Genomic DNA, 20,412 nt, shown 5'->3' on the forward strand with positions numbered 1-20,412 from the left:
TGGCATGGGCGAGGTCTGGCCGCTGACCGGGCGCTCCGAGGAGCTGCGGCTGATCAACGCGGCGTCAGGTGGTGCCGGAGCGCGCGGAGTCGTGCTCTCCGGCGGCGCCGGTGTGGGCAAGACCCGGCTGGCCTGAGGGGCTCTGGGGGCGGCGTCGTGGCGTGGCGCGGCCACCCGCGGGGTGGCCGCGACGGAGTCCGCGCGGGTGCTGCCGCTGGGAGCCTTCGGCGCGCTGATGGGAACGCCCGGCCACGACCCCGGCCTGGTGGTCCGTCAGGCCGCCGAGGCACTGCTGGCCGAGGCCGGCCGCAGGCCCTTCCTGATCGGTGTCGACGACGCGCACCGGCTGGACCCGCTGTCCGCGCTGCTGGTGCACCGGCTGGTGCTGCACAGCAGGGCCGCCGTGGTGGTCACCGTCCGCAGCGGCGAGCCGGCCCCGGACGCGATCACCGCGCTCTGGAAGGACGGCCACCTGGACCGGGTCGAGGTCGCCCCGCTCGACCGGGCCGCCACCGCCGCCCTGCTGGAGGCGGTGCTCGGCGCCCCGGTGGACGGTGCCGCCGCCGACCGGATCTGGGACCTCACCCGGGGCAACGCCCTCTACCTGCGGCAGCTGGTCGACGGCGAACGCGGGGCGGGCCGGCTCGCGCCGGTGGACGGACTGTGGCGCTGGTCCGGTCGGCCGGTGGTGTCACCGGGGTTGGCCGAACTGGTCAGCACCACCATGGGGGAGCTCAGCGAGCCGCTGCGCGGGGTGGTCGACCTGCTGGCCCTCAGCGAACCGCTGGGGGTGCCGCTGCTGACCCGGCTGGCGGGCGCCGAACCGGTCGAACTGGCCGAGGACCGCGGCCTGGTGAGCGTCGAGCGGGACGGCCGCCGGCTCGACGTGCGGCTGGCCCACCCGCTCTACGGCGAGGTCCGGCGCGCCGAGATCGGCCTGCTGCGCGCCCGCAGGCTGCGCGGCCGCATCGCCGAGGCGCTACAGGCGACCGGCGCCAACCGGGCCGAGGACACCCTGCGCCGGGCCACCCTCACCCTGGAGTCGGACCTGGAGGCCGATCCGGCGCTGCTCACCGCCGCCGCGCGGCACGCCCTGGAACTGTTCGACCTGGACCTGGCCGGGCGGCTCGCAGCGGCGGCGGTCGCCGCCGGGGCCGGGTTCGAGGCGCGCTGGACCCTGGCCTTCTGCCTGAGCCTGCTGAGCCGCGGCGACGAGGCCGAGGACCAGATGGCCCCGCTGGCCGCCCTGGCCGGGGACGACGGCGAGCTGGTCCGCTGCGCCACCCTGCGGGCCAACAACCTCTTCTGGACGCTGGGTGAGCCGGCCCGGGGGACGGCGGTGCTGGACCGGGCCGAGGCGGCGATCGGCGCCGCCGGGCCACGGTTCGAACTGGTCGCGGCACGGGCCCCGTTCCACGCCGCACTGGGGCGGCCCGCCCCGGCGATCGCCTGCGCGCAGGAGGCGCTGGCGAGCCCCTCGCTGTCCGGCCAGGGCACCGCGCTGGCCACCTGGGGTCTGATCATGGCGCTCGGCGCGGCCGGCCGGGCCGACGAGATCGCTCCCTGGGCCGAACGGGCCCACACGGTGGCGGCCTCCTCACACGACGCCGCCAATCTGGGTCCGATCCTGACCGACATGCGGATCGACGCCCTGCGCCTGGCCGGCCTGCTGCACCAGGCGGCGCGGGTCGCCGAGGTAAGCCGGGAGCGCGGTGCCGAGGCCCCCGGGCTCTCCCGGGCCTTCGACGCCGCCGTCCAGGGCCGGGCCGCGCTGGCCCGCGGCCGGCTGGACACCGCGGTCCGGCTGCTCAGGGAGGCCAGGGCCGGGCTGCGCCAGGACACCGGGGGCTGGGCCATGGCCACGCTGATCGCGCTGGTCCTGGCGCTGGCCCGGACCGGGGACGCGGCGGCGGCCGAGCGGGCGCTGGCGGAGCTGGAGGCGGCCAGTCACCCGGGGCTGCTCTGCTACGGGCCCGAGGTCCTGCTGGCCAGGGCCTGGGTGGCGGCGGCGCGCGGGACGGTCTCCGAGGCCGCTGCCCTGGCCCGCCAGGCCGCCTGCCGGGCGGGGGAGTTGGACGCTCCCGCGGCCGAGGTGGTGGCGCTGCACACTGCGGTGTGCTTCGGCGACTGCGGCGGGGCCGGCCGGCTGGCCCAACTGGCCGCCGTGGTCCGCGGTCCGCGCCCACGGGCCGCCGCCGACCATGCGGCTGCCGTACTGGCGGCGGATGGTGACGCAGTGTCAGTGGCCGCGGATCTGTTTGAGGAGATGGGCGACCCGCTGGCGGCGGCCGACGCCGCCGCCCAGGCGGCGGTGGTCCACGCCGGCGCGGGCCGCACCCGGGCCGCCCGCGCGGCCTCGGTGCGCGCGGCCCGGCTCGCCGAGGAGTGCCAGGGCGCGCGGAGCCCCGCGCTGCTCGCCGCGGCCCGGCCGCTGCCGCTGACCCGGCGGGAGCGGGAGACGGCCACGATGGCCGCGCAGGGGCTCTCCAGCGGTGAGATCGCCCGGCGTCTCGGCGTCTCGATTCGTACCGTGGAGGGCCATCTCTACCGCACCCACGCGAAACTCGGCACCAGCAGCCGAACCGAACTCGCGGCCTTCCTGGGCACCTGACAATTGCCGGTGAGTGAGCTGGGAATCGCTTTGCCAGGAAGAATTATTCGTCTGCGCCGCAGGCTTCCGTTCTGTTCCGAAAAGTGCCTGGTGGCGGCGGTGCAGGCCATTGTTGATTTCTCGGGAATAGTGGCCTATATCCCATTTCGCCTGCTTGGATCGGGCCTGTCCGGTCGCAATCGACCGGCTGCGATCCGGTGGTGTAGCCTCCCCCCAAGTTGCGCGCCCTTCCGGGGAAAGGGTCCAGAGACAGCCTGCCCTGATCCGTACCAAATTATTGTGCAGAAAGCGTGAAAGCAGATTCGGATCCCCGCGGGTGTTAATCCGGGCCTTTACCACCGGGCTTCCGGGGCGTGCCGACGCAAGGAGTCCAGGACATGAACTCGGTTGCACCCCCGAGCAACCGCCGACGGACCGCCCGCACCATCGCAGCCGTGCTCGTCCTCGCGCTGCTGGGGTTCGTCGTCCCCGCCCTGCTCGCGCCGCCGGCCGCCCTCGCCGCCGCGGTCGCGCCGATCCCCGGGTCCCCGCTCGACGCCTACGACAAGGGCGTCAGCTACGACCAGGGTGTGCACATGATCGCCCGGGTCTTCGCCCTGATCGCGTACGTGCTGATGGTCGCCACCATCGTGCTCGGCGTGGTGCTGCGGCTTCGCTTCATGCAACGCGCCGTCAACCGGCAGACCTTCTACGGCGCCCACATGGTGCTGGCGCTGTCCGCGCTGATCTTCGGCGCCCTGCACGGCTTCACCTTTCTCTACCAGCCCATCTGGCAGATCGGCGCCCGCGAACTGACCGTTCCGTTCACCGGCGGGGTGCAGCGGATCCCGGTCGGGCTCGGCATCCTCGGCACCGAACTCGCCATCGCGGTGGGCTGCTCGGTCTGGCTGCAGCGTCGGCTGGGCTACCACCGCTGGCTGAGGTTCCATCAACTGGCCTATGTCGCCTTCGCGCTGATATGGCTGCACATATTCCTGGTGCACCCCGAACCGCGGCACGAGAACCTGGTGGCCGTCGGCGTCGCCGCCGGAGCCGCCACCTGCCTGCTGGCGTTCCTGATCCGCGCCTTCCCCTCGCGCTCCAGACTGCGGCAGCGGGCCTTCCCCGGTAGCCAGGGGGCCGCCCGATGACGGACCCCGACCCCCTCGCGGATCCGCTGACCGGCCCGCTGCCGGCCGTCCCGGTGACGTTCCGTCAACCCGGCCCCCCGCAGCCGGGACAGCCCGGGCAGCCGTACCCCGGCTATCCGCAGCCCGACCCACCGCCACAGGGCCCACCGCCACAGGGTCACTGGTACCCGGTACCGGTCCATCCGCAGCAGCCGGTGCCGATGCCGGCCCCGCACGTCCCGGCCCAGCACGTCCCGGCCCAACCGGCCCCGGCCCAGCAGTACCTGGTGCACCAGCACCAGGGCCAGCTCCCGGTGCCGCAGCGCCGGCCGGCCGTGCCGGTTGAGCACCGGCCCGCCCCGGTCCCCACCGACTCCTTCGAGCCGGTGCACCCGGTGCTGGTCTCCGAGGCCGAGCCGGTGCGGGTCAGCGTCGACAACAACCGCTGCCACATCTACGGCATCTGCCAGCAGGAGGCGCCGGAGGTCTTCCGGATCTCCGAGGGCGGCTCGCTGCACTACACCCGCAGCGTGCCGGCCGAGTTCGCGGCCCAGGCCCGGCAGGCGGTGCGCTGCTGCCCGATGCAGGCCATCGCGATCCGCGGCGGCGACGCGCCGGGCGGCGGTTCCGCCGTCGGCCGCGGCGCTGCCCGCCCGCTGCGCAGTGGGACGGCCGCGCGCAGCAGCCGCAGGCGCATCGTGGTGGCCGGCGGCGGCCTGGCCGGGCTGAGCGCCGCGACCAGGCTCAGGGACCGCGGCTTCGACGGCGAGCTGGTGCTGGTGGGCGAGGAGTCCCGCCGCCCCTACAGCCGTCCGCCGCTGTCCAAGCAGTACCTGGCCGGGGTGTTGGACGACGAGGACCTCACCTTCCGGGCCGACGAGACCCTGGACGCGCACTGGCTGTTGGACACCCGGCTGATCGGCCTGGACGTCGAGCGCCGGACCGTGGAGCTGCGCGGCGGCGAACGGCTGCCCTACGACGGGCTGGTGCTGGCGACCGGGGTGGACGCCAAGCGGCTGCCGGAGGCCCCGGTCTTCAGCGACCGGGTCCGCACCATCCGCACCGTGGCGGACGCCGAGGCGGTCCGGCGGGCGATGCACGCCGCCCGGGCGCACCATGTGGTGATCCTCGGCGGCGGCTTCGTCGGCTGCGAACTGGCCTGCACCGCACGGGAGCACGGGATGGACGTCACCCTGGTGGTGCACAGCGCCCCGCTGCTGCGCCGGGTGCTCGGCAAGCAGATCGGCACCCTGGTCGGCGACATCCAGCGCCGGGCCGGCGTGGACGTCAGGCTCGGCACCGAGATCACCGACTGGCAGGACCACGGCGATGTGCTGCGGCTGCGGCTGGACGACGGCGCGGTGCTGGACTGCGACTTCGTGGTGCTCGGCCTGGGCAGCGAGCCGCGCACCGAGTGGCTGCGCGGCAGCGGCCTGGACGTCTCCGACGGCGTGCTCTGCGATCCCACCTGCCATGCGGTGGACCAGTGGGGCCGGGCCCACCCGAACATCGTCGCGGCAGGCGACGTGGCGCGCTGGCCCAACGCCCGGTTCGACTCCCAGCCGCGGCGGGTGGAACACCTGATCCACGCCGTCGAGATGGGGCAGCACGCCGCCGACTCGCTGCTGCGCGGCCCGGACCGTGCGGCCCGGTTCACCCCGGTGCCGCGGTTCTGGTCGGAGCAGCACGGCACCCGGATCCAGGCCGTGGGCAGCCCCGCGCTGGGCAAGGAGGTCGAGGTGGTCGAGGGCTCGCTGCGCTCGGAGCGCTTCGTCGCCCGCTACACCCGGGCCACCGACTACGGACCGCAGACCGTCGCGGTGGTCGCCTTCGACATGCCGCTGGAGCTGCTGGCCTACCGCGACGAGATCGGCCGTACCCGGCCGCACACGCGTACCCCGAACCGAAGGAGGCGTCGTTGAGCCGCCGGGTCAACCGCAACCGCCGCACCGGACGGGCCCCCTCCGGCGGGGTGCTGCCCTGGATGCTGAGCCTGCCGGCGCGGCTGCACCTGCGCTGGCTGGTGATCCTGGTCGTGCTGGTGGCGGCGATGGGCGCCTACGCCAGGGTGCTGGTGACCGCCCCGCCGATGCCGCCGAGCAAGGCGCCGGTGGTCGGCTCCAGCGCCGGTGCCGGCTCGGGTTCCGGCTCGGGCTCCGTCACCGGTACGGTCACGGGCACCGGGACGGCGGCGAGGCCGTCGACCTCGCCGACCCCGACCTCCAGGGTCGGCTGAGCAGGACCGCGCGGCCCCGCCCGGACCCGCACCGGAAATCCGGTTGTGCGCCCGGGCGGGGCCTGCGTACGCTGAGCGGGTACCTGATGCCGCCCGACAGGAGAAGGCCGTTGCTCGTCTGAGTTCGGAGACACCGCAGCCCGTGGTCACCCCACGTGAGCCCGCGTGCCCCGTCCGACCTCGACGATCGGCCATGCCCTGTTCCTGGGCGGCTTTTTCGTAGGTGCTTCCGCAGTGTCCCTTCCTGCGGGGCTGTCGGTGTCTCCCTCCGTGGCTGTCACCGGACCTCCATGCGCGAGGTCCGCCATCCGCACCGACACCAGGAGCTGCTCCATGTCACATCCCACCCCGAGCCACACCCCCACCGCCCCGGCGGCCTCGCTGGTCTGCTCCGGACTCGGCTTCTGCTGGCCGGACGGCCGCACCCTGTTCGAGGACTTCGACCTCTCCATCGGACCCGGCCGCACCGGTCTGGTCGGGCTGAACGGCTCCGGCAAGTCGACGCTGCTGCGGCTGCTCGCCGGGGAGCTGCAGCCGGACGCCGGCACCGTGGGCGTCACCGGCACGCTCGGACACCTCCCGCAGAACCTGGTCCTGGACGCGGCGCTGCCGGTGGCCGAGGTGCTGGGCATCGCCGGGACCCGTTCCGCGCTGCTGGCCATCGAGCGCGGCGAGACCACCGAGGAGAACTTCGCCGCGGTCGGCGACGACTGGGACGTCGAGGAGCGGGCCAGGGCCACCCTGGACCGGCTCGGACTGCAGGCCGTGCGCCTGGACGGAACCGTCGGCGAGGTCTCCGGCGGCGAGGCCGTACTGCTGGGCCTGGCCGGGCAGTTGCTGCGGCAGCCCGAGGTGCTGCTGCTGGACGAGCCCACCAACAACCTGGACCTGGAGGCCAGGCAGCGGCTGCACGAGGTGGTCGCCGGCTGGCGCGGTGCGCTGGTCGTGGTGAGCCACGACCGGGAGCTGCTGGAGCACGTCGACCGGATCGCCGATCTGCGCGACGGCGCGGTGCACTGGTACGGCGGCGGCTTCAGCGCCTACCAGGAGGCGCTGGCGGTCGAGCAGGAGGCGGCCGAGCGGATGGTGCGGGTGGCCGAGGCCGATGTCCGTCGCCAGCAGCGCGAACTGGTGGAGACCCAGATCACGCTGGCCCGGCGGAAGCGCTTCGGCCAGAAGCAGTACGACAGCAAGCGGGAGCCGAAGATCGTGATGAACGCGCGCCGGCAGCAGGCCCAGGTCTCCTCCGGCAAGCTGCGGATCCAGCAGCAGGAGAAGGTGGCCGAGGCCAGGGAGCGGCTGGCCGGGGCGGAGCTGGCGGTCCGTGCCGACGCGGAGATCCGGGTGGACCTGGCGGCCAGTGAGGTCCCGGCCGGACGGACCGTGCTGACGCTCCGTGGGCTGCGCACCCGTTACGCGGCCGACGGGGTGTCACTGGACCTGGACCTGCGCGGCCCCGAGCGGATCGCCCTGGTCGGCGCCAACGGCGCGGGCAAGACCACGCTGCTGCGCACCCTGGTCGGCGAGCTGGACCCGCTGGCCGGCGAGGTCGAACGGGCGGTGCCGCTGCGCTACCTGCCGCAGCGGCTGGACGTGCTCGACGACGACCTGTCGGTGGTGGGCAATGTCGCCCGCTTCGCGCCCTCGGCCACCGACAACCAGGTCCGGGCCAGGCTGGCCCGCTTCCTGTTCCGCGGCGCCAGGGCGGACCAGCAGGCGGCCACCCTGTCCGGCGGCGAGCGCTTCCGGGCGGCCCTGGCCGCGCTGATGCTGGCGGAGCCGGCCCCGCAGCTGCTGCTGCTGGACGAGCCCACCAACAACCTGGACCTGGCCAGCGTGCGCCAGCTGTCCACGGCGCTCGCCTCCTACCAGGGGGCCCTGGTGGTGGCCAGCCACGACCTGCCGTTCCTGCGCGGCATCGGCGTCACCCGCTGGCTCCGGCTGGACCGGACCGAGGGGCTGACGCCGTGGCAGCCGCCGGAGGAGTGAGCCGGGGCCGGGGCCGGGGCAGGGTCCGAGTCCGGGGCAGGAGCAGCCGCCGGGTGCCGGACCGTCAGCGGTCCAGCACCCGGGCCAGGAAGCGGCGGGTCGACTCGTGCTGCGGATCGGTGAGGACCTGCTCGGCGGTGCCCTGCTCGCGGATCACGCCGTCCTCCAGGAAGCAGACCCGATCGGCGGCGTGCCGGGCGAAGCCCATCTCATGGGTGGCCATCAGGATGGTCAGGCCGCGCTGCTTCAGGTCGGCCACCACGTCCAGCACCTCGCCCACCAGCTCCGGGTCCAGCGCCGAGGTGATCTCGTCGAAGAGCAGCACCTCGGGTTCGGTGGCCAGCGCGCGGGCGATCGCGGCGCGCTGCTGCTGGCCGCCGGAGAGCCGGTCCGGGTAGTCCTTGGCCTTGTCCGAGAGGCCGAGCCTGGCCAGCAGTTCCTTGGCGTACTCCTCGGCCTGCTTGCGCGGCACCTTGTGCACCTTGCGCGGTGCCAGGGTGATGTTGTCCACCACGCTGAGGTGCGGGAAGAGGTTGTAGGCCTGGAAGACGATGCCGATCCGGCGCCGGGCGGCGTGGTCGTCCAGGCGCGGATCGGTCAGCTCGGTGCCGCCCAGGTGGATGGTGCCGTCGTCGACGGTGTCCAGCAGGTCGACGCAGCGCAGCAGGGTCGACTTGCCCGAGCCCGAACCGCCGATCAGGCAGACCACCTGGTGCTCGGCCACGTCCAGGTCGATGGAGCGCAGCACCAGCCGCTCGCCGTACTGCTTGCGCAGGCCGCGGATCCGCAGCAGGGGCTCGCTCACCGTCCCGCCTCCGCCCAGGTGCGCTGCGCAACCTTGCGCTGGAGTCGGTCGGCGTACCTGGTCATGGGGATGGTGATGGCGATGAACAAGAGTGCGGCGCCCAGGTAGGGGGTGTAGTTGAAGTCGTAGTCCGCGTTGATCTGGGCCACCCGCAGGGCCTCCAGCGGGCCGAGCACGGCCACCAGCGCGGTGTCCTTCTGCAGCGCGATGAAGTCGTTGAGCAGCGGCGGGACCACGGTGCGCACCGCCTGCGGCAGGATCACATGGCGCAGCGTCTGGGTCTCGTTCAGCCCCAGCGCCCTGGCGGCATTGCGCTGCGCCGGGTGCACCGAGTTCAGCCCGGCCCGGAACACCTCGGCGACATAGGCGGTGTAGGAGAGCACCAGCGCGATCACCCCGAGCACCCAGGGCTGGGTGGGGGTGCCCTGGAGCTGCAGCGCCGGCAGCCCGAAGCCGACCAGGAAGACCAGCAGCAGCGTCGGCACCCCGCGGAACACGTCCACGTAGAGCGTCGCCGCCAGCCGCAGCGGCAGCAGCCCGGGGGCCCGGGTGACCCGGACCACCGCCAGCAGCAGCCCCAGCACCAGGATCAGCACCTCGGCGATCAGGAACATCTGGACGTTGAGCCAGAAGCCCCGCAGGATCGCCGGGAAGGTCCTGGTGAACTCGGAGTGGTCCAGGAACAGGCTGTGCACCCGGTCCCAGCCCGGCGAGGCCACCACCCCGACGACCACGACCACCACGAACCCCAGCGTGCACAGCGCGGCGATCCACTGGTCGCGCCGCTTGCGGGAACGGCGGAACCGTTCCCGCTCCTGCTGGCCGGCGCTGGGCCGGTACTCCATGTGGGCGCCGTCGTCGCCGCCTTCGCCGCTCTCGCCGCCGCTGTCCTCGATGCTGACGTCCATGGTCCGGGCCCGCTACTGCTTCAGCGTGGCGACGTTGGCCGAGGCCGACAGCCACTGGTCGGTGATCTTGGTGAGGGTGCCGTCGGCCTTGAGCGCGGCGATGGCCTGGTTGACGCAGCTGGTGAGCCCGCTGTCCTTCTTCAGCAGCAGCGCGAACTCCTCCGGCGTGCCGCCGGCGTAGTTGAACTGGCCGAGGATCTTCCCGCCGGTCAGCTCGGCGCTGGCCAGGTAGAACACGGTCGGCATGTCGGTGACGATCGCGTCGATCTGGCCGTTCTGCAGCGCGTGGATCTCGTCGTTGGTGGTGTTGAAGACGCTGGGCGTCTTGGTGGGCTTGATCTCGTTCACCACGGCCTGGTAGCTGGTGGTGGCCACCTGCACGCCGATCTTGGCGTTCTTCAGCGCGCTCAGCGAGGTCGCCGTGGCGTAGCCCGACTTGTTGAGCACCAGGACGCCCTGGTTGGCGGTGTAGTAGCCGGTGGAGAAGTCCACGGCCTTGGCCCGCTGCGCGGTCGCGGAGATCTCGTTGATGTCGAAGTCGAAGTTCTTGGCGCCGGGGGCGTAGGAGTTGTCGAAGGGCTCGACGACCCACTTCACCTGGGCGGCGCTGAAGCCCAGCTTGTCGGCCACCGCGTAGGCGACGGCGCTCTCGAAGCCCTTGCCGTTGGACGGCTTGTTGCTGTCGAACCACGGCGCGTAGGCCGGGGAGTCGGTGGCGACCGTCAGCTGCCCCTGCTTGTACAGGCTGGGGCTGCTCGTCGAGCACGAGGCGGCGACGGCGGTGGCGCCGGCACTGGTCGAGGCGCTGCCGGACGCCGCCGTCGACGCGGACGACGAGGTGGTGGACTGCGGAGCGCAGGCGGCGGCGGTCAGGGCGAGGACGGCCCCGACGGAGGCGACGAGGGCGGTACGGGCACGGGACACGGGGATGTTCCTTTGCGATGGGGTCCGGAAGAACGGCGCACGGTCGGCGTGGCGGGAGCCGGGTTCAGCACACGGGCGCTCAGCGACAGAGACCTCAGCGACAGAGGTCGGTGGAGCAGCGCTCGTGGTCCACGTGGCGGCGGCGTATCAGCGGAGAGGTTCCGGACATTCATCGAGCATTTCGGTCGGTGCGGTGCCCTGTCAATCGCGTCGGCTACGTTTCAGTAACGCCGGGACAACATGTCAGCTGGTGAGACGCCGCAGGTGGCGGCCCTGCCATGAGTCCGGCGACGCGGCGGCCGGGGGCCGGCGGTCACCGTCCGGCCTGTGCGGGCGATTCCAGCGCGGCCACCAGCGCGGGCAGTTGGCCGGTCGCCAGGGCGATCACCGGGTGGTTGTGGAAGTCCCGGCTGGCCGCGATCAGACCGTCCCGGACGGTGAGGATCTGCACATTGGCCACGTCGAAGCTGCGACCGGTCGAGCTGACCCGTCCGTGGTAGTCGAACTCGGCGACGATCACCTCGGGGTCGGCGGTCCGGTGCACCCGGACGTTGCGCGCCTCCATCTCGACGCCGGCGTCGGTGGCGGTGGCGAAGTGGGCACGCAGCTGTTCGCGGCCCTCGATCCTGGCCGGGGCGGGCAGTGCGAAGGGGATCTCGACCACGGTGTCCTCGGCGTAGAGGTCGGCGATCTGCTCCCAGCGGCCGGCCGAGATGTGGCCGATCAGGGCTTCGAACGCCTGGTGCGGGGTGGCTGCTGCGGACATGGCTCCTCCAGCTGTGGATAGAATCGGAGTTGTGACTCCGATTGAACGATACGGACTGGTTACTCCGTTTGTCCATGCTTTCGCGGGACGTGGTGCCCGATGACGCCCGATCGGCCACTGCGCGCCGACGCCCGGCGCAATCGGGAGCGGCTGCTGGCGGTGGCCGAGGAGGTCTTCGCCGCTCGGGGGACCGGGGCGTCCACCGAGGAGATCGCCCGTCAGGCCGGCGTCGGCATCGGCACCGTCTTCCGGCACTTCCCCACCAAGGAGGCGCTGCTGGCTGCGGTCTTCCTGGGACGGCTCGAACGGCTGGGGGAGCGGGCCAGGGAACTGTCGGCGGCGGCCGAGCCGGGGCCCGCGTTCTTCGGGTTCTTCGCCCTGGTGGTCGACCAGGCGTCGGCGAAGAACGCCTTCGCCGACGCCCTGGAGCAGGCCGGGGTGGACGTCGAGGGGGTGACCTCCGGGGTCTCCGGGCAGCTGGGCGAGGCGCTGGGGGAGCTGCTGCACCGGGCCCAGGAGGACGGAGCGGTCCGCGCCGACCTCGGTGTCGCCGAGCTCAAGGCGCTGCTGGTCGGAGCGTCCAGGGCGGTGGAGTTCGCCGGCGACCCGGAGACCCGGGCCCGCACCCTCGCGGTGTTCCTGGACGGGCTGCGGCCGACCTCCGGTTGAGCGGGCGTCCTCAGCCGGGCCACTCCTGCTTGTGCCCGAAGCCCTTCCCGTTGTCGATCAGCCGCAGCCAGTCGGGCCGCAGGGCCCACAGGTCGGTGCGCCGCAGCGCCTCGCCGAGCCGCGGGTCGGTGCCGACGAAGGGGAAGCGGTCGAGGTAGGCCGCCCAGCCGGCGTCGCGCTGCGCACCCGTCAGCAGCACGCACCTGCCCCGGCCCTGAAGGCCCGTCAGCGACAGCCAGTCCTGCCCGTCCGCCTGCGCGGTGAACGCCACCGAGCCGTCGGCGGCCAGCGCGCCGCCGTGGCGGGTGCTGCGGGAGGTGACCAGCACCAGCGAGCCGTCCGGCGCGCAGGCGTAGAGCACGGCGCAGGCGCCGGGGCCCTGGGCGTCGGCGTAGGCGAGGGTGAGCGTGGTGTGCGCGGCCAGCGCGGCACGGATCTCGGGCGGGTACACGGCGACCCATCCAATCAGACGCCCGCTCGGCCAGTCGGGTAGAACCGCCGTGCGCGGCCGGGCGGGGCGCCGGGTCCTGGCACCGGCAGCGGTTACGTTGCCCAAGGCCGATCGCCTATGCCCCCTGGAGCGCCATGTCTTCCCCTCTCCCTCCCGCGGACCGGCCGCGGCCGGGGCAGGTGCGCCCGCTCCAGGTGCTGCGCAACCCGAAGATCTGGATGTTCCCCACCACCATCGTGTCGCTGGTGGTGGTGGGACTCTCGATCTTCTACATGGGCGGCATCGTCAACCCCAACGGGAACCTGCACCGGCTGCCGGTCGGGCTGGTCAACGCCGACCGCGGTGCGGTGGTGTCCGGCCGGCAGACCGTCCTCGGCGCGCAGATCACCGACTCCATCGCCACCGCCGCCGACCCGAAGCGGCAGGCGTCCTGGCGGCGGCTGGACCAGGCCGAGGCCCAGGACCAGTTGGCCTCGGGCAAGCTGGACGGAGTCCTGGAGGTGCCGCCCGGCTTCACCGCGGCGGTGGCCGCGCTCGGCGGCACCGGTACCGCGAACCCGGCGCGGCCCACGCTGAACGTGCTCACCAATCCGGGGGTGGGCAGCCTGGCCTCCTCCTTCGCCAGCACCATCAACCAGACCGCCGCCCACCAGGCCTCGCTGGAGCTGGGAAAGACCCTGACCGCCACCGCGCCGACCGTGGCCGACGGCAGCGCCAGCAGCGCCACCCGGCTGCTGCTGGCCGACCCGATCGCGGTCTCGGTCCAGGTCGGCCATCCGATCGGGACGCACAGCGGGCTGGGGCTGACCGCCTTCTACTACACCCTGCTGCTGGTGCTCGCCGGTTTCATGGGCGGCAATGTCATCAGCAACGGCGTGGACGTGGGCCTCGGCTACGCGGACAGCGAGATCGGCCCCTGGCACACCCGCCGGCCGGTGGTGCCGATCAACCGCACCCGGACGCTGCTGGTCAAGTGGGCCATGTCGGTGGCCGTCGCCGCGCTCACCTCGGGGCTGATCCTGCTGGTCTGCGTGGTGCTGCTGGGCATGGACGCCTCGCACCTGTGGCTGCTGTGGCTGTTCTCGTTCTGCGCCAGCGCCACCGTGGGCCTCGGGGTGCAGTCCATCAACGCCGCCTTCGGCGGCATCGGACAGCTCGTCAGCATGTTCGTCTTCATCGTGCTGGCGCTGCCCTCCTCCGGCGCGACCATCCCGCTGGAGGCGCTGCCCGGCTTCTACCGCTGGCTGGCGGTGTTCGAGCCGATGCGGCAGCTGAGCGGCGGGCTGCGGGCCATCCTCTACTTCGACGCCCGCGCCGATGCGGGCCTCACCCGCGCCTGGATCATGATCGCCATCGGAGTGGTGGTCGCCCTCGGCTTCGGTCTGGCCGCCGCCTCGTACTACGACCGCAAGGGCCTGCACCGGATGGTCCCGGAGACCTCGTAGCGGCGGCACCCGGATCGGAGTCCGCGTCGCACCCTTGCCCATTTACTATGCGCGCATATAGTATGTGAGCATAGATAGTCGAGGCGGAGAGGATCGCGACGATGAGTCACCCCACCCCCAGCGGTCCGGACGACAGTCCGGGCTTCCTGCTCTGGCGGGTCAGCCTGGGCTGGCAGCGGAGGATGGCCGCGGTGCTGAAGCCGCTCGGGCTGACGCATCCGCAGTTCGTGCTGCTGGCCTCGGCCGGCTGGCTGGCGGGGCAGGGCGGTCCGGCCACCCAGCGCGGGCTGGCCGACCACGCCGGGACCGACCCGATGACCACCAGCCAGGTGCTGCGCACGCTGGAGGCCAAGGGGCTGCTGGAGCGGCTGGAGGACCCGTCCGACGCCCGCGCCAAGCGGATCAGCCTCACGGCCGCGGGCCGGGAACTGCTCACCGTCGCCGTACCGGCCGTCGAGAGGACCGACGCCGAGTTCTTCGCCCAGGTGCCGCGCGCGGACGCGATCGGCCTGCTCACTTCTCTTCTGAAAGAGGCGAAACGGACATGAGCCACACCACCGAACTCACCCTGACGGCACGTCAGCCCTTCGACTTCGCCGCCTCGCTGGGGTTCCTCCGCACCTTCCCGGCGATGACCGGTGAACAGGACGCCGGGGACCGGGCCCTGGTCAAGGCCGTCCGCGCGGACGGTCTGACCATGGCCGCGACGATCGCCGCGGCCGAGTCCGGAGTGCGGGTCGGCCTCAGTGCGGACCGGCCGATCGGCCCGGCGGCCGCCGCTGCCGCCGGCGAGCAGATCTCCTTCTTCCTCGGGCTCGACGACGACCTCACCGGGCTCTACCGGACCGCCGAGTCCGACCCGCCGTTCGCGGCGGTGGTGCGGCGGCTGCACGGCTACCACCAGGTCAAGTTCCCGACCCCGCTGGAGCTGCTGTGCTGGTCGATCCTGTGCCAGCGGACACCCATCGCCAGAGCCAGGGCGGTCAAGCAGACCCTGACCGAGTCGTTCGGCAACTCGGTCACCCTGGCGGGGCGTCAACTGTGGGCCTTCCCGGACCTGGAACAGCTGCTGACGCTCACTCAGGAGGAGTTGGCCGCCCTGGTCGGCAACCCGCGCAAGGCCGACTACCTCCACCGGTCGCTGCGTGGCTGGGCCGAACTCGACCAGGACTTCCTGCGCACCGGCCCCTACCAGCAGGTCGAGCAGGCGCTGCTGGCCCTGCCCGGCATCGGGCCCTGGTCGGCGACCTTCCTGCTGATCCGCGGCCTGGGCCGGATGGAGCGGGCGCCCATCGAACCGAGCCTGCTCAAGGCCGCCGCCCGGGTCTACGACCGTGCCCTCACCGAGTCCGACCTCGCCGCCCTGGCCGCGCCGTACGGAACCTCGCAGGGCTACTGGGCCCACTACCTCCGCGCCGCGTGACCCCGGAGGGCGTCAGCTCCGGTAGGGGCGCGCGGCCGATCGCGCCCGCCTCCCCGGCGGCCGTGCGCAACCGTGCGCCGGGGAGTTGACGGGCATGACGTTTCGCGACCATTCAGTTCGAGCACCAACTCTTTGCCGCCGGAGGCAACGGAGAGGTGTTCATGAAAGACAGTACAAGAGCATACTGGCTCGAATTCAACAGACCGCTCGAGGGCCGGGTCGACTACATGTACCTGGACGTCAAGGGCCTTGTCAGCACGGGCGTCGGCAATCTGATCGACGCAACCCGGGCTCCGCTCACCGCACCCACCGACGCGGAGCGGGCCCAGTCCCACGCCATTGCCGAAGGGCTCGACTGGCACGACTCGGACGGTAGTTCGGCTACGGCCGAGGTCGTGGACGGTGCCTGGGACACCGTCAAGGCGCGCATGGACCTGGCGTCCCACGGCGGCGGGGCCTTCCGGGACCTGACCACCCTCCGGCTGACCGACGACGAGATCGACCGGGTGGTGTTCGCCAAGCTGGACGAGATGGAGTCCGTGCTGAAGGGCCGCACCCCCTTCGCGGACTACGACAACTGGCCCGCCGACGCCCAGCTCGGGCTGCTCAGCATGGCCTGGGGCATGGGCCCGGCTTTCGACTTCCCCCGGTTCCAGGGCTTCGTGGCAGCGGGTGACTGGGCCTCCGCTGCTGACGAGTGCCGGTTCAACCCCGAGGTGGGCACCATCGTCCTGCGCAACGACCGCGACCAGCAGCTGTTCCGCAACGCCGCGGCGGTGCTGGCCGGCGGATACGACCCCGAGGTGCTGGTCTTCCCGGCGACCGAGCCGTCCGGGACCCGGCCGACGGACCCTCAGCCCGAACCGTCCAGCACCGAGGGGATCTAGCGCATGGGTGACTTCCCGAACATCGACACCGCCGAGCCGGTCGGCCCGATCTGGACCGGCGGCTTCCAGCAGACCGTGGTCAGCAAGGACGGCGTCGACTACACGCTCTCCTACCTCCCGGACAAGCACAACGACCTGATGCAGCAGGCCGGGATGCCGCCGGTCTACTACTGGGTGCCCAACGGGGTGCGCCTGGCCCGGAAGCCCGACGGGGACTACGAGTTCTACTACCTGCACTTCGCCGGGGTGCAGACCGGCAGCACCACGGTCGGCGTGATCCCCGGGACGACCAGGGAGGTCACCGGCGGGGCGCTCTCCTTCACGATCACCTCGGCACCGCCGGACGGGGTCCTGGCACAGGCGCACCAGCAGATCCTGGACACCTGGAAGGACAAGGGCGACCGCTACACCCGGTACCAGTCCTCGGCCCCCGCGCCCACCCTCGGCGACCCCGCCTTCTTCCGTCCCATGCCGATCGCCTCCAACATCGTCAGCGTCACCAACGCCAGCATGAACCCCGACGGCTCGCTCACCACGGCCGGCGGCACCGACCCCTTCTTCTGGAAGATGCAGGGCCAGGGCCCCGGCGCCACCGACCCGGTCGCCGACAACTCCTTCACCTGCATGATGGGTTCGGTGTCCGCGGAGATCGTCGCCGCCGGCTTCAAGGCCAACCAGAGCGTCATCGCCGTCATCGAGAACCTGCAGGTCCCGCTGTGGGCGCCGATCACCTCGCTGACCATGACCTCCGACTGGGAGCGGGTCTTCTCGCACCTCTCCACCGCCGTGCACGCCCAGTACTTCTGGGCCTCCGCGGACGTGAAGACCACCTGGAACTACCTGCGCACCACCGGAGCGATCAAGGTGAACCTGGAGATCGACCGCACCCTGCAGGGGGCGGACGACCAGGAGAAGACCGTCGAGAAGTTCATCGACATGCTCATCCCGCTCTGGATGGACCAGGCCAAGCAGGTCATCTTCCAGCCGATGCCCACCGTCCCGGACGCGCAGGCCCCCTCCGGCGGCAGCGGCTGCTTCGGCACCGGCTGGGGCCTGGGCGTGGGGGTGTCGCTGGACTTCCGGCACGACCAGGTCGACATCGCCAACAGCTTCCAGTTCACCTCGGACTCCCGCTACCTCCAGCCGCACACCATCGGCGGCGCCCTGGACGGCCTGGGTGACGTCCTCGCCCATGATCCGTCGGTCCTGCGGAAGTACTTCGGCGAGCTGTACCTCGACGACTACGACCGCATGATCACCGTCGCCTGCAAGCCGGGCGTCAACTGGCCGGACCCGCAACGGCACTGGGTCGGCGACCCGGTCGACTACGTCAGCGTGCAGATCGGCTACCCCAACACCGCCGGTAGCCTGCAGTGGAGCGGCACCACCTTCTCCCCGCCGAGCGACCCGTCGGCGGTCGTGCCCGCCAACCCCGCGCAGGGCCTGCCCACCGGCAGCCCCGGCTCGACCTCGCCGAGTTCCGCGCCCAGCGCCTACATCAGCTTCGCCGACGGCACGACATCCTCCACCTGGTTCGCCCGGATGACCGAGAAGCAGGCCGTCGACGTGGCCAACCCGCCGCAGGGCTGGACCCCGGACAAGCTGTACGTGAAGCGCTCCATCGTCTTCAACCCGCCGGCCCCCGACACCGACAGCCCCTATCTGCGGCAGCGGGTCGAGGTGGGCCAGGTCCAGCTCGACCCGGGCGAGAACGGCACCCTCACCAACGACCTGGCCCAGGCCGTGAAGTGCGACCACGTCGGCGTGCTGAACGTCGGACCGATCGCCCTCGGCGGCCACCTCAGCGGGAACTGGACCGCCGACATCGCCCTCAAGCCGCAGGGCACCCGGCTGGACGGCACCTCCAGGGCCGACGACGTGGTGACCTTCTCCTTCACCGCGGACGACCAGCACACGGCCCGCTACTGGACCGTCTACACCGGACAGCCGGACTACCAGCCGCAGTTCAGCTACCGGGTCACCGTCTACCGCAATGCCGACATCGGCGACGCGGCACCGCCCAACGACGGCTGGACCGGACCCTGGATCGAGGCCACCTCCGGCAACGGCGCGTTCACCGCGCTCCCGCCCAGAGTCGGCGAACCCGGCGTCACCGAGACCAACCCGCGATGAGGATCCGACCGCTGCTGACGCAGCCGCTACTGACCCACCCTCTACTGACCCAGGCGCAGGCCGCGGTGGTGCGCGACGCCTCCCCGCCCGACGACGGCAACCCGGGCGGGCCGAAGCTGCCCGGCAGCGACCCGGACGGGTTCGACGTGCTGGAGGACATCTACCTCGGCTGGTTCAGCTGGTACCTGCCGACCTTCCGCATCGTCGCGCCGACGGCGCAGAGCCAGTGGCCGCAGAGCCCCTTCGGCTACACCTTCGTCACCGGTCACGCAGCGGACGGCGAACCGAGCCTCGCCGCCACGATCACGGTGCAGCTCCAGTCCTTCCTCAGCGACGCGACCAAGGCGAAGATCTCCGACCTCGGCCACTGCGCGCCGATCCCGCTGGACGGCTTCCAGGCCGTCATCGACATCCCCTACGTGGACGAGGTCAAGGGCAGTCTGACCACCACCTCGATCGCGGCCTCCCGGACCACCCAGGACGGGGACAACCGCACCCTTGTCTTCGAGGTGGCCGGAGACCTGGCCCGGGCGGCGTACGGAAGCCTCTCGCGGCCCGGGTACCAGCCGGTTCCGCTGCGGCTGCGGACCAGCGTCACCTTCACCGCCTACTGGTGGGACTGGCTGCTGCCGCCGCGCGGCACCTCGGCGGAGCTGGTGGCTGCGGACGGTGTCCGGCTCGCGCCGGAGCGTGCTCCGGCCGTGTCCGACGGCGGCGACGACCCGGTGGGCAGCTGGGACCGCGTCTCGACCGGGCAGAGCCGCAGCCTGGACCTCCTGGTCCCCTGCACCGACTACGGCCGGCTCTACCTCGACACCACCGACCCGGCCAAGCCGGTCCCGATCGGCTGCCAGGACGGCATGGCCCTGGGCCGACTCCCCGACAAGCTTTACACCGCCCTGGACGAACTGGCCACCGCGGACTACGAGGTGCTCGCCTCGCTCACCCGGCCGGCCGTCTACCTGGTGCTCCCGCGCCGCTACCGGGTCGGCCGGGCGGACCCCGGACACCCCGGAGTCCCGGACTGGAGCCCACTGATCCGCTGGATCGAGGTGTTCGACGCCACCCACGACGGGGGCCTGCCCTGCCGGCTGCAGGCGAGCCTGCAGCCGGACCTGCGCCCCGCCCAACTGGCCGACCTGAGTGCGGTACTGGCAGTCCGTGCGGGGCGCCGGCCGACCCTGCTGCTGCCCACCGACTACGGCTCGGGAATGTCGGCCCTCACCGTGACCGGGTGGAATGCGAGCACTCCGGTCCAGGCGACGGTCTCCGGCAGTTCCCTCCAGATCAGCGCCGAGCTGAACTACACGGACGCCGTGGTCGTCAACGCGATGCTCGGATCCGCCGCCGCGGAGGGGCAGTTGGTGGGCAATGCCGCCTTCGCCCTCAGCGACGGCAGCAGCATCGGCCCGGTCGAGCTGCACGTGGACGTGGTCCACCTGACCGGGCCCTGGCCGGCCGGTCCGGTGTTGGCGAGCGGCGACGGCGCCACGGCCACCGTGCAGAACCACGCGGAGACCGCGGCCACCCTCAGCCGGCTGCTGGAGACCCTGGCCGACGGCTCCAGCCGGCTGGTGGCGGGCGGCCTGGCCGTGGCGGTGCCCGGCGGCGGCGGTACGGCGACCGTCCCGGCCGCCACCTCGACGGGGGCGCAGCTCACCGCCGACTACACCCTGGCCGACTCCACCCCGGCCGTCATCGACCAGCAACGGCTCTACATCGAGGACCTGCACACCACCATCACCCTGGTCAACGACGCGAAGATGGGGGCCGACGGCATCACCGGAGTGGACGTCAGGGCCCGGCTGGACGGGGACACCCAGAGCCTCACCTTCGCCCTCGCCCCCGACACGCCCATGTTCCAGATCGACCTGGTGCAACCACTGGTGGCGGACCGTCAGGCCGATTCCGGCCTGCTCCACCTCGGCGCCACCGTGCACCGGGCCGGTCAACCGGACACCAGCACCGGAGACTTCACCGCCGATCTGCACCAGGGGGTGATCCTCCGGCTCTCCAGCGTGCTGGCCACACCGCCCTGAGGAGGTCCGCGCAGCCC

General features: G+C 72.3%; 18 protein-coding genes. 13 read left to right on the forward strand and 5 right to left on the reverse strand.

Annotated features, from left to right (window positions below):
• Positions 1-4 precede the first annotated feature (4 nt).
• The 6 genes from ABUW04_RS18440 to ABUW04_RS18465 all read left to right on the forward strand — a co-directional run bounded on the left by ABUW04_RS18440 (position 5) and on the right by ABUW04_RS18465 (position 7,945).
• Complete coding sequence (locus ABUW04_RS18440; protein WP_380565780.1) at positions 5-136, forward strand: hypothetical protein; 132 nt, start codon at positions 5-7, stop codon at positions 134-136.
• A gap of 69 nt (positions 137-205) precedes the next feature.
• A complete protein-coding gene (locus tag ABUW04_RS18445) occupies positions 206-2,611 on the forward strand; it encodes a helix-turn-helix transcriptional regulator (RefSeq protein WP_380565781.1) in 2,406 nt (801 codons plus the stop codon).
• Between the two features lie 377 nt (positions 2,612-2,988).
• Positions 2,989-3,741, forward strand: a complete 753-nt coding sequence (locus tag ABUW04_RS18450; RefSeq protein ID WP_051725068.1) for a ferric reductase-like transmembrane domain-containing protein — start codon at positions 2,989-2,991, stop codon at positions 3,739-3,741.
• A complete protein-coding gene (locus ABUW04_RS18455; RefSeq protein WP_380565782.1) occupies positions 3,738-5,642 on the forward strand; it encodes an FAD-dependent oxidoreductase in 1,905 nt (634 codons plus the stop codon). The genes ABUW04_RS18450 and ABUW04_RS18455 overlap by 4 nt, the downstream gene beginning before the upstream one ends.
• Entirely contained in the window at positions 5,639-5,956 is a 318-nt protein-coding gene (locus ABUW04_RS18460) for a hypothetical protein (protein ID WP_030251953.1), read from the forward strand. The genes ABUW04_RS18455 and ABUW04_RS18460 overlap by 4 nt, the downstream gene beginning before the upstream one ends.
• 333 nt (positions 5,957-6,289) lie before the next feature.
• The gene (locus ABUW04_RS18465; RefSeq protein WP_030251956.1) at positions 6,290-7,945 is read left to right on the forward strand and encodes an ABC-F family ATP-binding cassette domain-containing protein; all 1,656 of its coding nucleotides are present in this window, start codon (positions 6,290-6,292) and stop codon (positions 7,943-7,945) included.
• A gap of 64 nt (positions 7,946-8,009) precedes the next feature.
• Here the strand turns inward: ABUW04_RS18465 and ABUW04_RS18470 are convergent, their stop codons facing one another.
• From ABUW04_RS18470 to ABUW04_RS18485, 4 genes are all read right to left on the reverse strand, one after another.
• Entirely contained in the window at positions 8,010-8,750 is a 741-nt protein-coding gene (locus tag ABUW04_RS18470) for an amino acid ABC transporter ATP-binding protein (protein ID WP_037594670.1), read from the reverse strand.
• Positions 8,747-9,658, reverse strand: coding sequence for an amino acid ABC transporter permease (locus ABUW04_RS18475; RefSeq protein ID WP_084713764.1), 912 nt, complete (start codon positions 9,656-9,658; stop codon positions 8,747-8,749). Before ABUW04_RS18475 ends, ABUW04_RS18470 begins: the two co-directional genes overlap by 4 nt.
• Positions 9,659-9,670: 12 nt before the next feature.
• The gene (locus tag ABUW04_RS18480) at positions 9,671-10,582 is read right to left on the reverse strand and encodes an ABC transporter substrate-binding protein (RefSeq protein ID WP_030251964.1); all 912 of its coding nucleotides are present in this window, start codon (positions 10,580-10,582) and stop codon (positions 9,671-9,673) included.
• Positions 10,583-10,895: 313 nt separating this feature from the next.
• Positions 10,896-11,348 (reverse strand): nuclear transport factor 2 family protein, encoded by a 453-nt coding sequence (locus ABUW04_RS18485; protein ID WP_037594672.1) that lies wholly within the window; start codon positions 11,346-11,348, stop codon positions 10,896-10,898.
• A gap of 99 nt (positions 11,349-11,447) precedes the next feature.
• Here ABUW04_RS18485 and ABUW04_RS18490 point away from each other — a divergent pair, with 99 nt between their 5' ends.
• Positions 11,448-12,017 (forward strand): TetR/AcrR family transcriptional regulator, encoded by a 570-nt coding sequence (locus ABUW04_RS18490; protein ID WP_030251971.1) that lies wholly within the window; start codon positions 11,448-11,450, stop codon positions 12,015-12,017.
• Positions 12,018-12,027: 10 nt separating this feature from the next.
• Here the strand turns inward: ABUW04_RS18490 and ABUW04_RS18495 are convergent, their stop codons facing one another.
• Positions 12,028-12,468, reverse strand: a complete 441-nt coding sequence (locus tag ABUW04_RS18495; RefSeq protein WP_232242072.1) for a pyridoxamine 5'-phosphate oxidase family protein — start codon at positions 12,466-12,468, stop codon at positions 12,028-12,030.
• A gap of 134 nt (positions 12,469-12,602) precedes the next feature.
• Here ABUW04_RS18495 and ABUW04_RS18500 point away from each other — a divergent pair, with 134 nt between their 5' ends.
• From ABUW04_RS18500 to ABUW04_RS18525, 6 genes are all read left to right on the forward strand, one after another.
• Positions 12,603-13,913: a YhgE/Pip domain-containing protein gene (locus tag ABUW04_RS18500; protein ID WP_030251975.1), complete on the forward strand. Its 1,311-nt coding sequence runs from the start codon at positions 12,603-12,605 to the stop codon at positions 13,911-13,913.
• 101 nt (positions 13,914-14,014) lie between these two features.
• Entirely contained in the window at positions 14,015-14,461 is a 447-nt protein-coding gene (locus tag ABUW04_RS18505) for a MarR family winged helix-turn-helix transcriptional regulator (protein WP_380565783.1), read from the forward strand.
• Positions 14,458-15,336: a DNA-3-methyladenine glycosylase family protein gene (locus tag ABUW04_RS18510; RefSeq protein WP_380565784.1), complete on the forward strand. Its 879-nt coding sequence runs from the start codon at positions 14,458-14,460 to the stop codon at positions 15,334-15,336. Before ABUW04_RS18505 ends, ABUW04_RS18510 begins: the two co-directional genes overlap by 4 nt.
• Positions 15,337-15,497: 161 nt before the next feature.
• On the forward strand, positions 15,498-16,223 hold the full coding sequence (locus ABUW04_RS18515; protein WP_157623661.1) for a hypothetical protein: 726 nt from the start codon (positions 15,498-15,500) through the stop codon (positions 16,221-16,223).
• A 3-nt stretch (positions 16,224-16,226) separates the two neighbouring features.
• Positions 16,227-18,356 (forward strand): hypothetical protein, encoded by a 2,130-nt coding sequence (locus ABUW04_RS18520; protein WP_030251985.1) that lies wholly within the window; start codon positions 16,227-16,229, stop codon positions 18,354-18,356.
• On the forward strand, positions 18,353-20,395 hold the full coding sequence (locus ABUW04_RS18525) for a hypothetical protein (RefSeq protein WP_380565785.1): 2,043 nt from the start codon (positions 18,353-18,355) through the stop codon (positions 20,393-20,395). The genes ABUW04_RS18520 and ABUW04_RS18525 overlap by 4 nt, the downstream gene beginning before the upstream one ends.
• Positions 20,396-20,412: the final 17 nt, after the last annotated feature.

The sequence above is a fragment of the Streptacidiphilus jeojiensis genome, from assembly GCF_042510965.1.
In the GTDB taxonomy this organism is placed as follows: domain Bacteria; phylum Actinomycetota; class Actinomycetes; order Streptomycetales; family Streptomycetaceae; genus Streptacidiphilus; species Streptacidiphilus jeojiensis.

Coding starts and splice junctions, on each gene's coding strand:
- ABUW04_RS18440 (WP_380565780.1), top strand. CDS start 5: ATGGGCGAGGTCTGGCCGCTGACCGGGCGCTCCGAGGAGCTGCGGCTG.
- ABUW04_RS18450 (WP_051725068.1), top strand. CDS start 2,989: ATGAACTCGGTTGCACCCCCGAGCAACCGCCGACGGACCGCCCGCACC.
- ABUW04_RS18455 (WP_380565782.1), top strand. CDS start 3,738: ATGACGGACCCCGACCCCCTCGCGGATCCGCTGACCGGCCCGCTGCCG.
- ABUW04_RS18465 (WP_030251956.1), top strand. CDS start 6,290: ATGTCACATCCCACCCCGAGCCACACCCCCACCGCCCCGGCGGCCTCG.
- ABUW04_RS18475 (WP_084713764.1), bottom strand. CDS start 9,658: ATGGACGTCAGCATCGAGGACAGCGGCGGCGAGAGCGGCGAAGGCGGC.
- ABUW04_RS18485 (WP_037594672.1), bottom strand. CDS start 11,348: ATGTCCGCAGCAGCCACCCCGCACCAGGCGTTCGAAGCCCTGATCGGC.
- ABUW04_RS18490 (WP_030251971.1), top strand. CDS start 11,448: ATGACGCCCGATCGGCCACTGCGCGCCGACGCCCGGCGCAATCGGGAG.
- ABUW04_RS18500 (WP_030251975.1), top strand. CDS start 12,603: ATGTCTTCCCCTCTCCCTCCCGCGGACCGGCCGCGGCCGGGGCAGGTG.
- ABUW04_RS18505 (WP_380565783.1), top strand. CDS start 14,015: ATGAGTCACCCCACCCCCAGCGGTCCGGACGACAGTCCGGGCTTCCTG.
- ABUW04_RS18510 (WP_380565784.1), top strand. CDS start 14,458: ATGAGCCACACCACCGAACTCACCCTGACGGCACGTCAGCCCTTCGAC.
- ABUW04_RS18515 (WP_157623661.1), top strand. CDS start 15,498: ATGAAAGACAGTACAAGAGCATACTGGCTCGAATTCAACAGACCGCTC.
- ABUW04_RS18520 (WP_030251985.1), top strand. CDS start 16,227: ATGGGTGACTTCCCGAACATCGACACCGCCGAGCCGGTCGGCCCGATC.
- ABUW04_RS18525 (WP_380565785.1), top strand. CDS start 18,353: ATGAGGATCCGACCGCTGCTGACGCAGCCGCTACTGACCCACCCTCTA.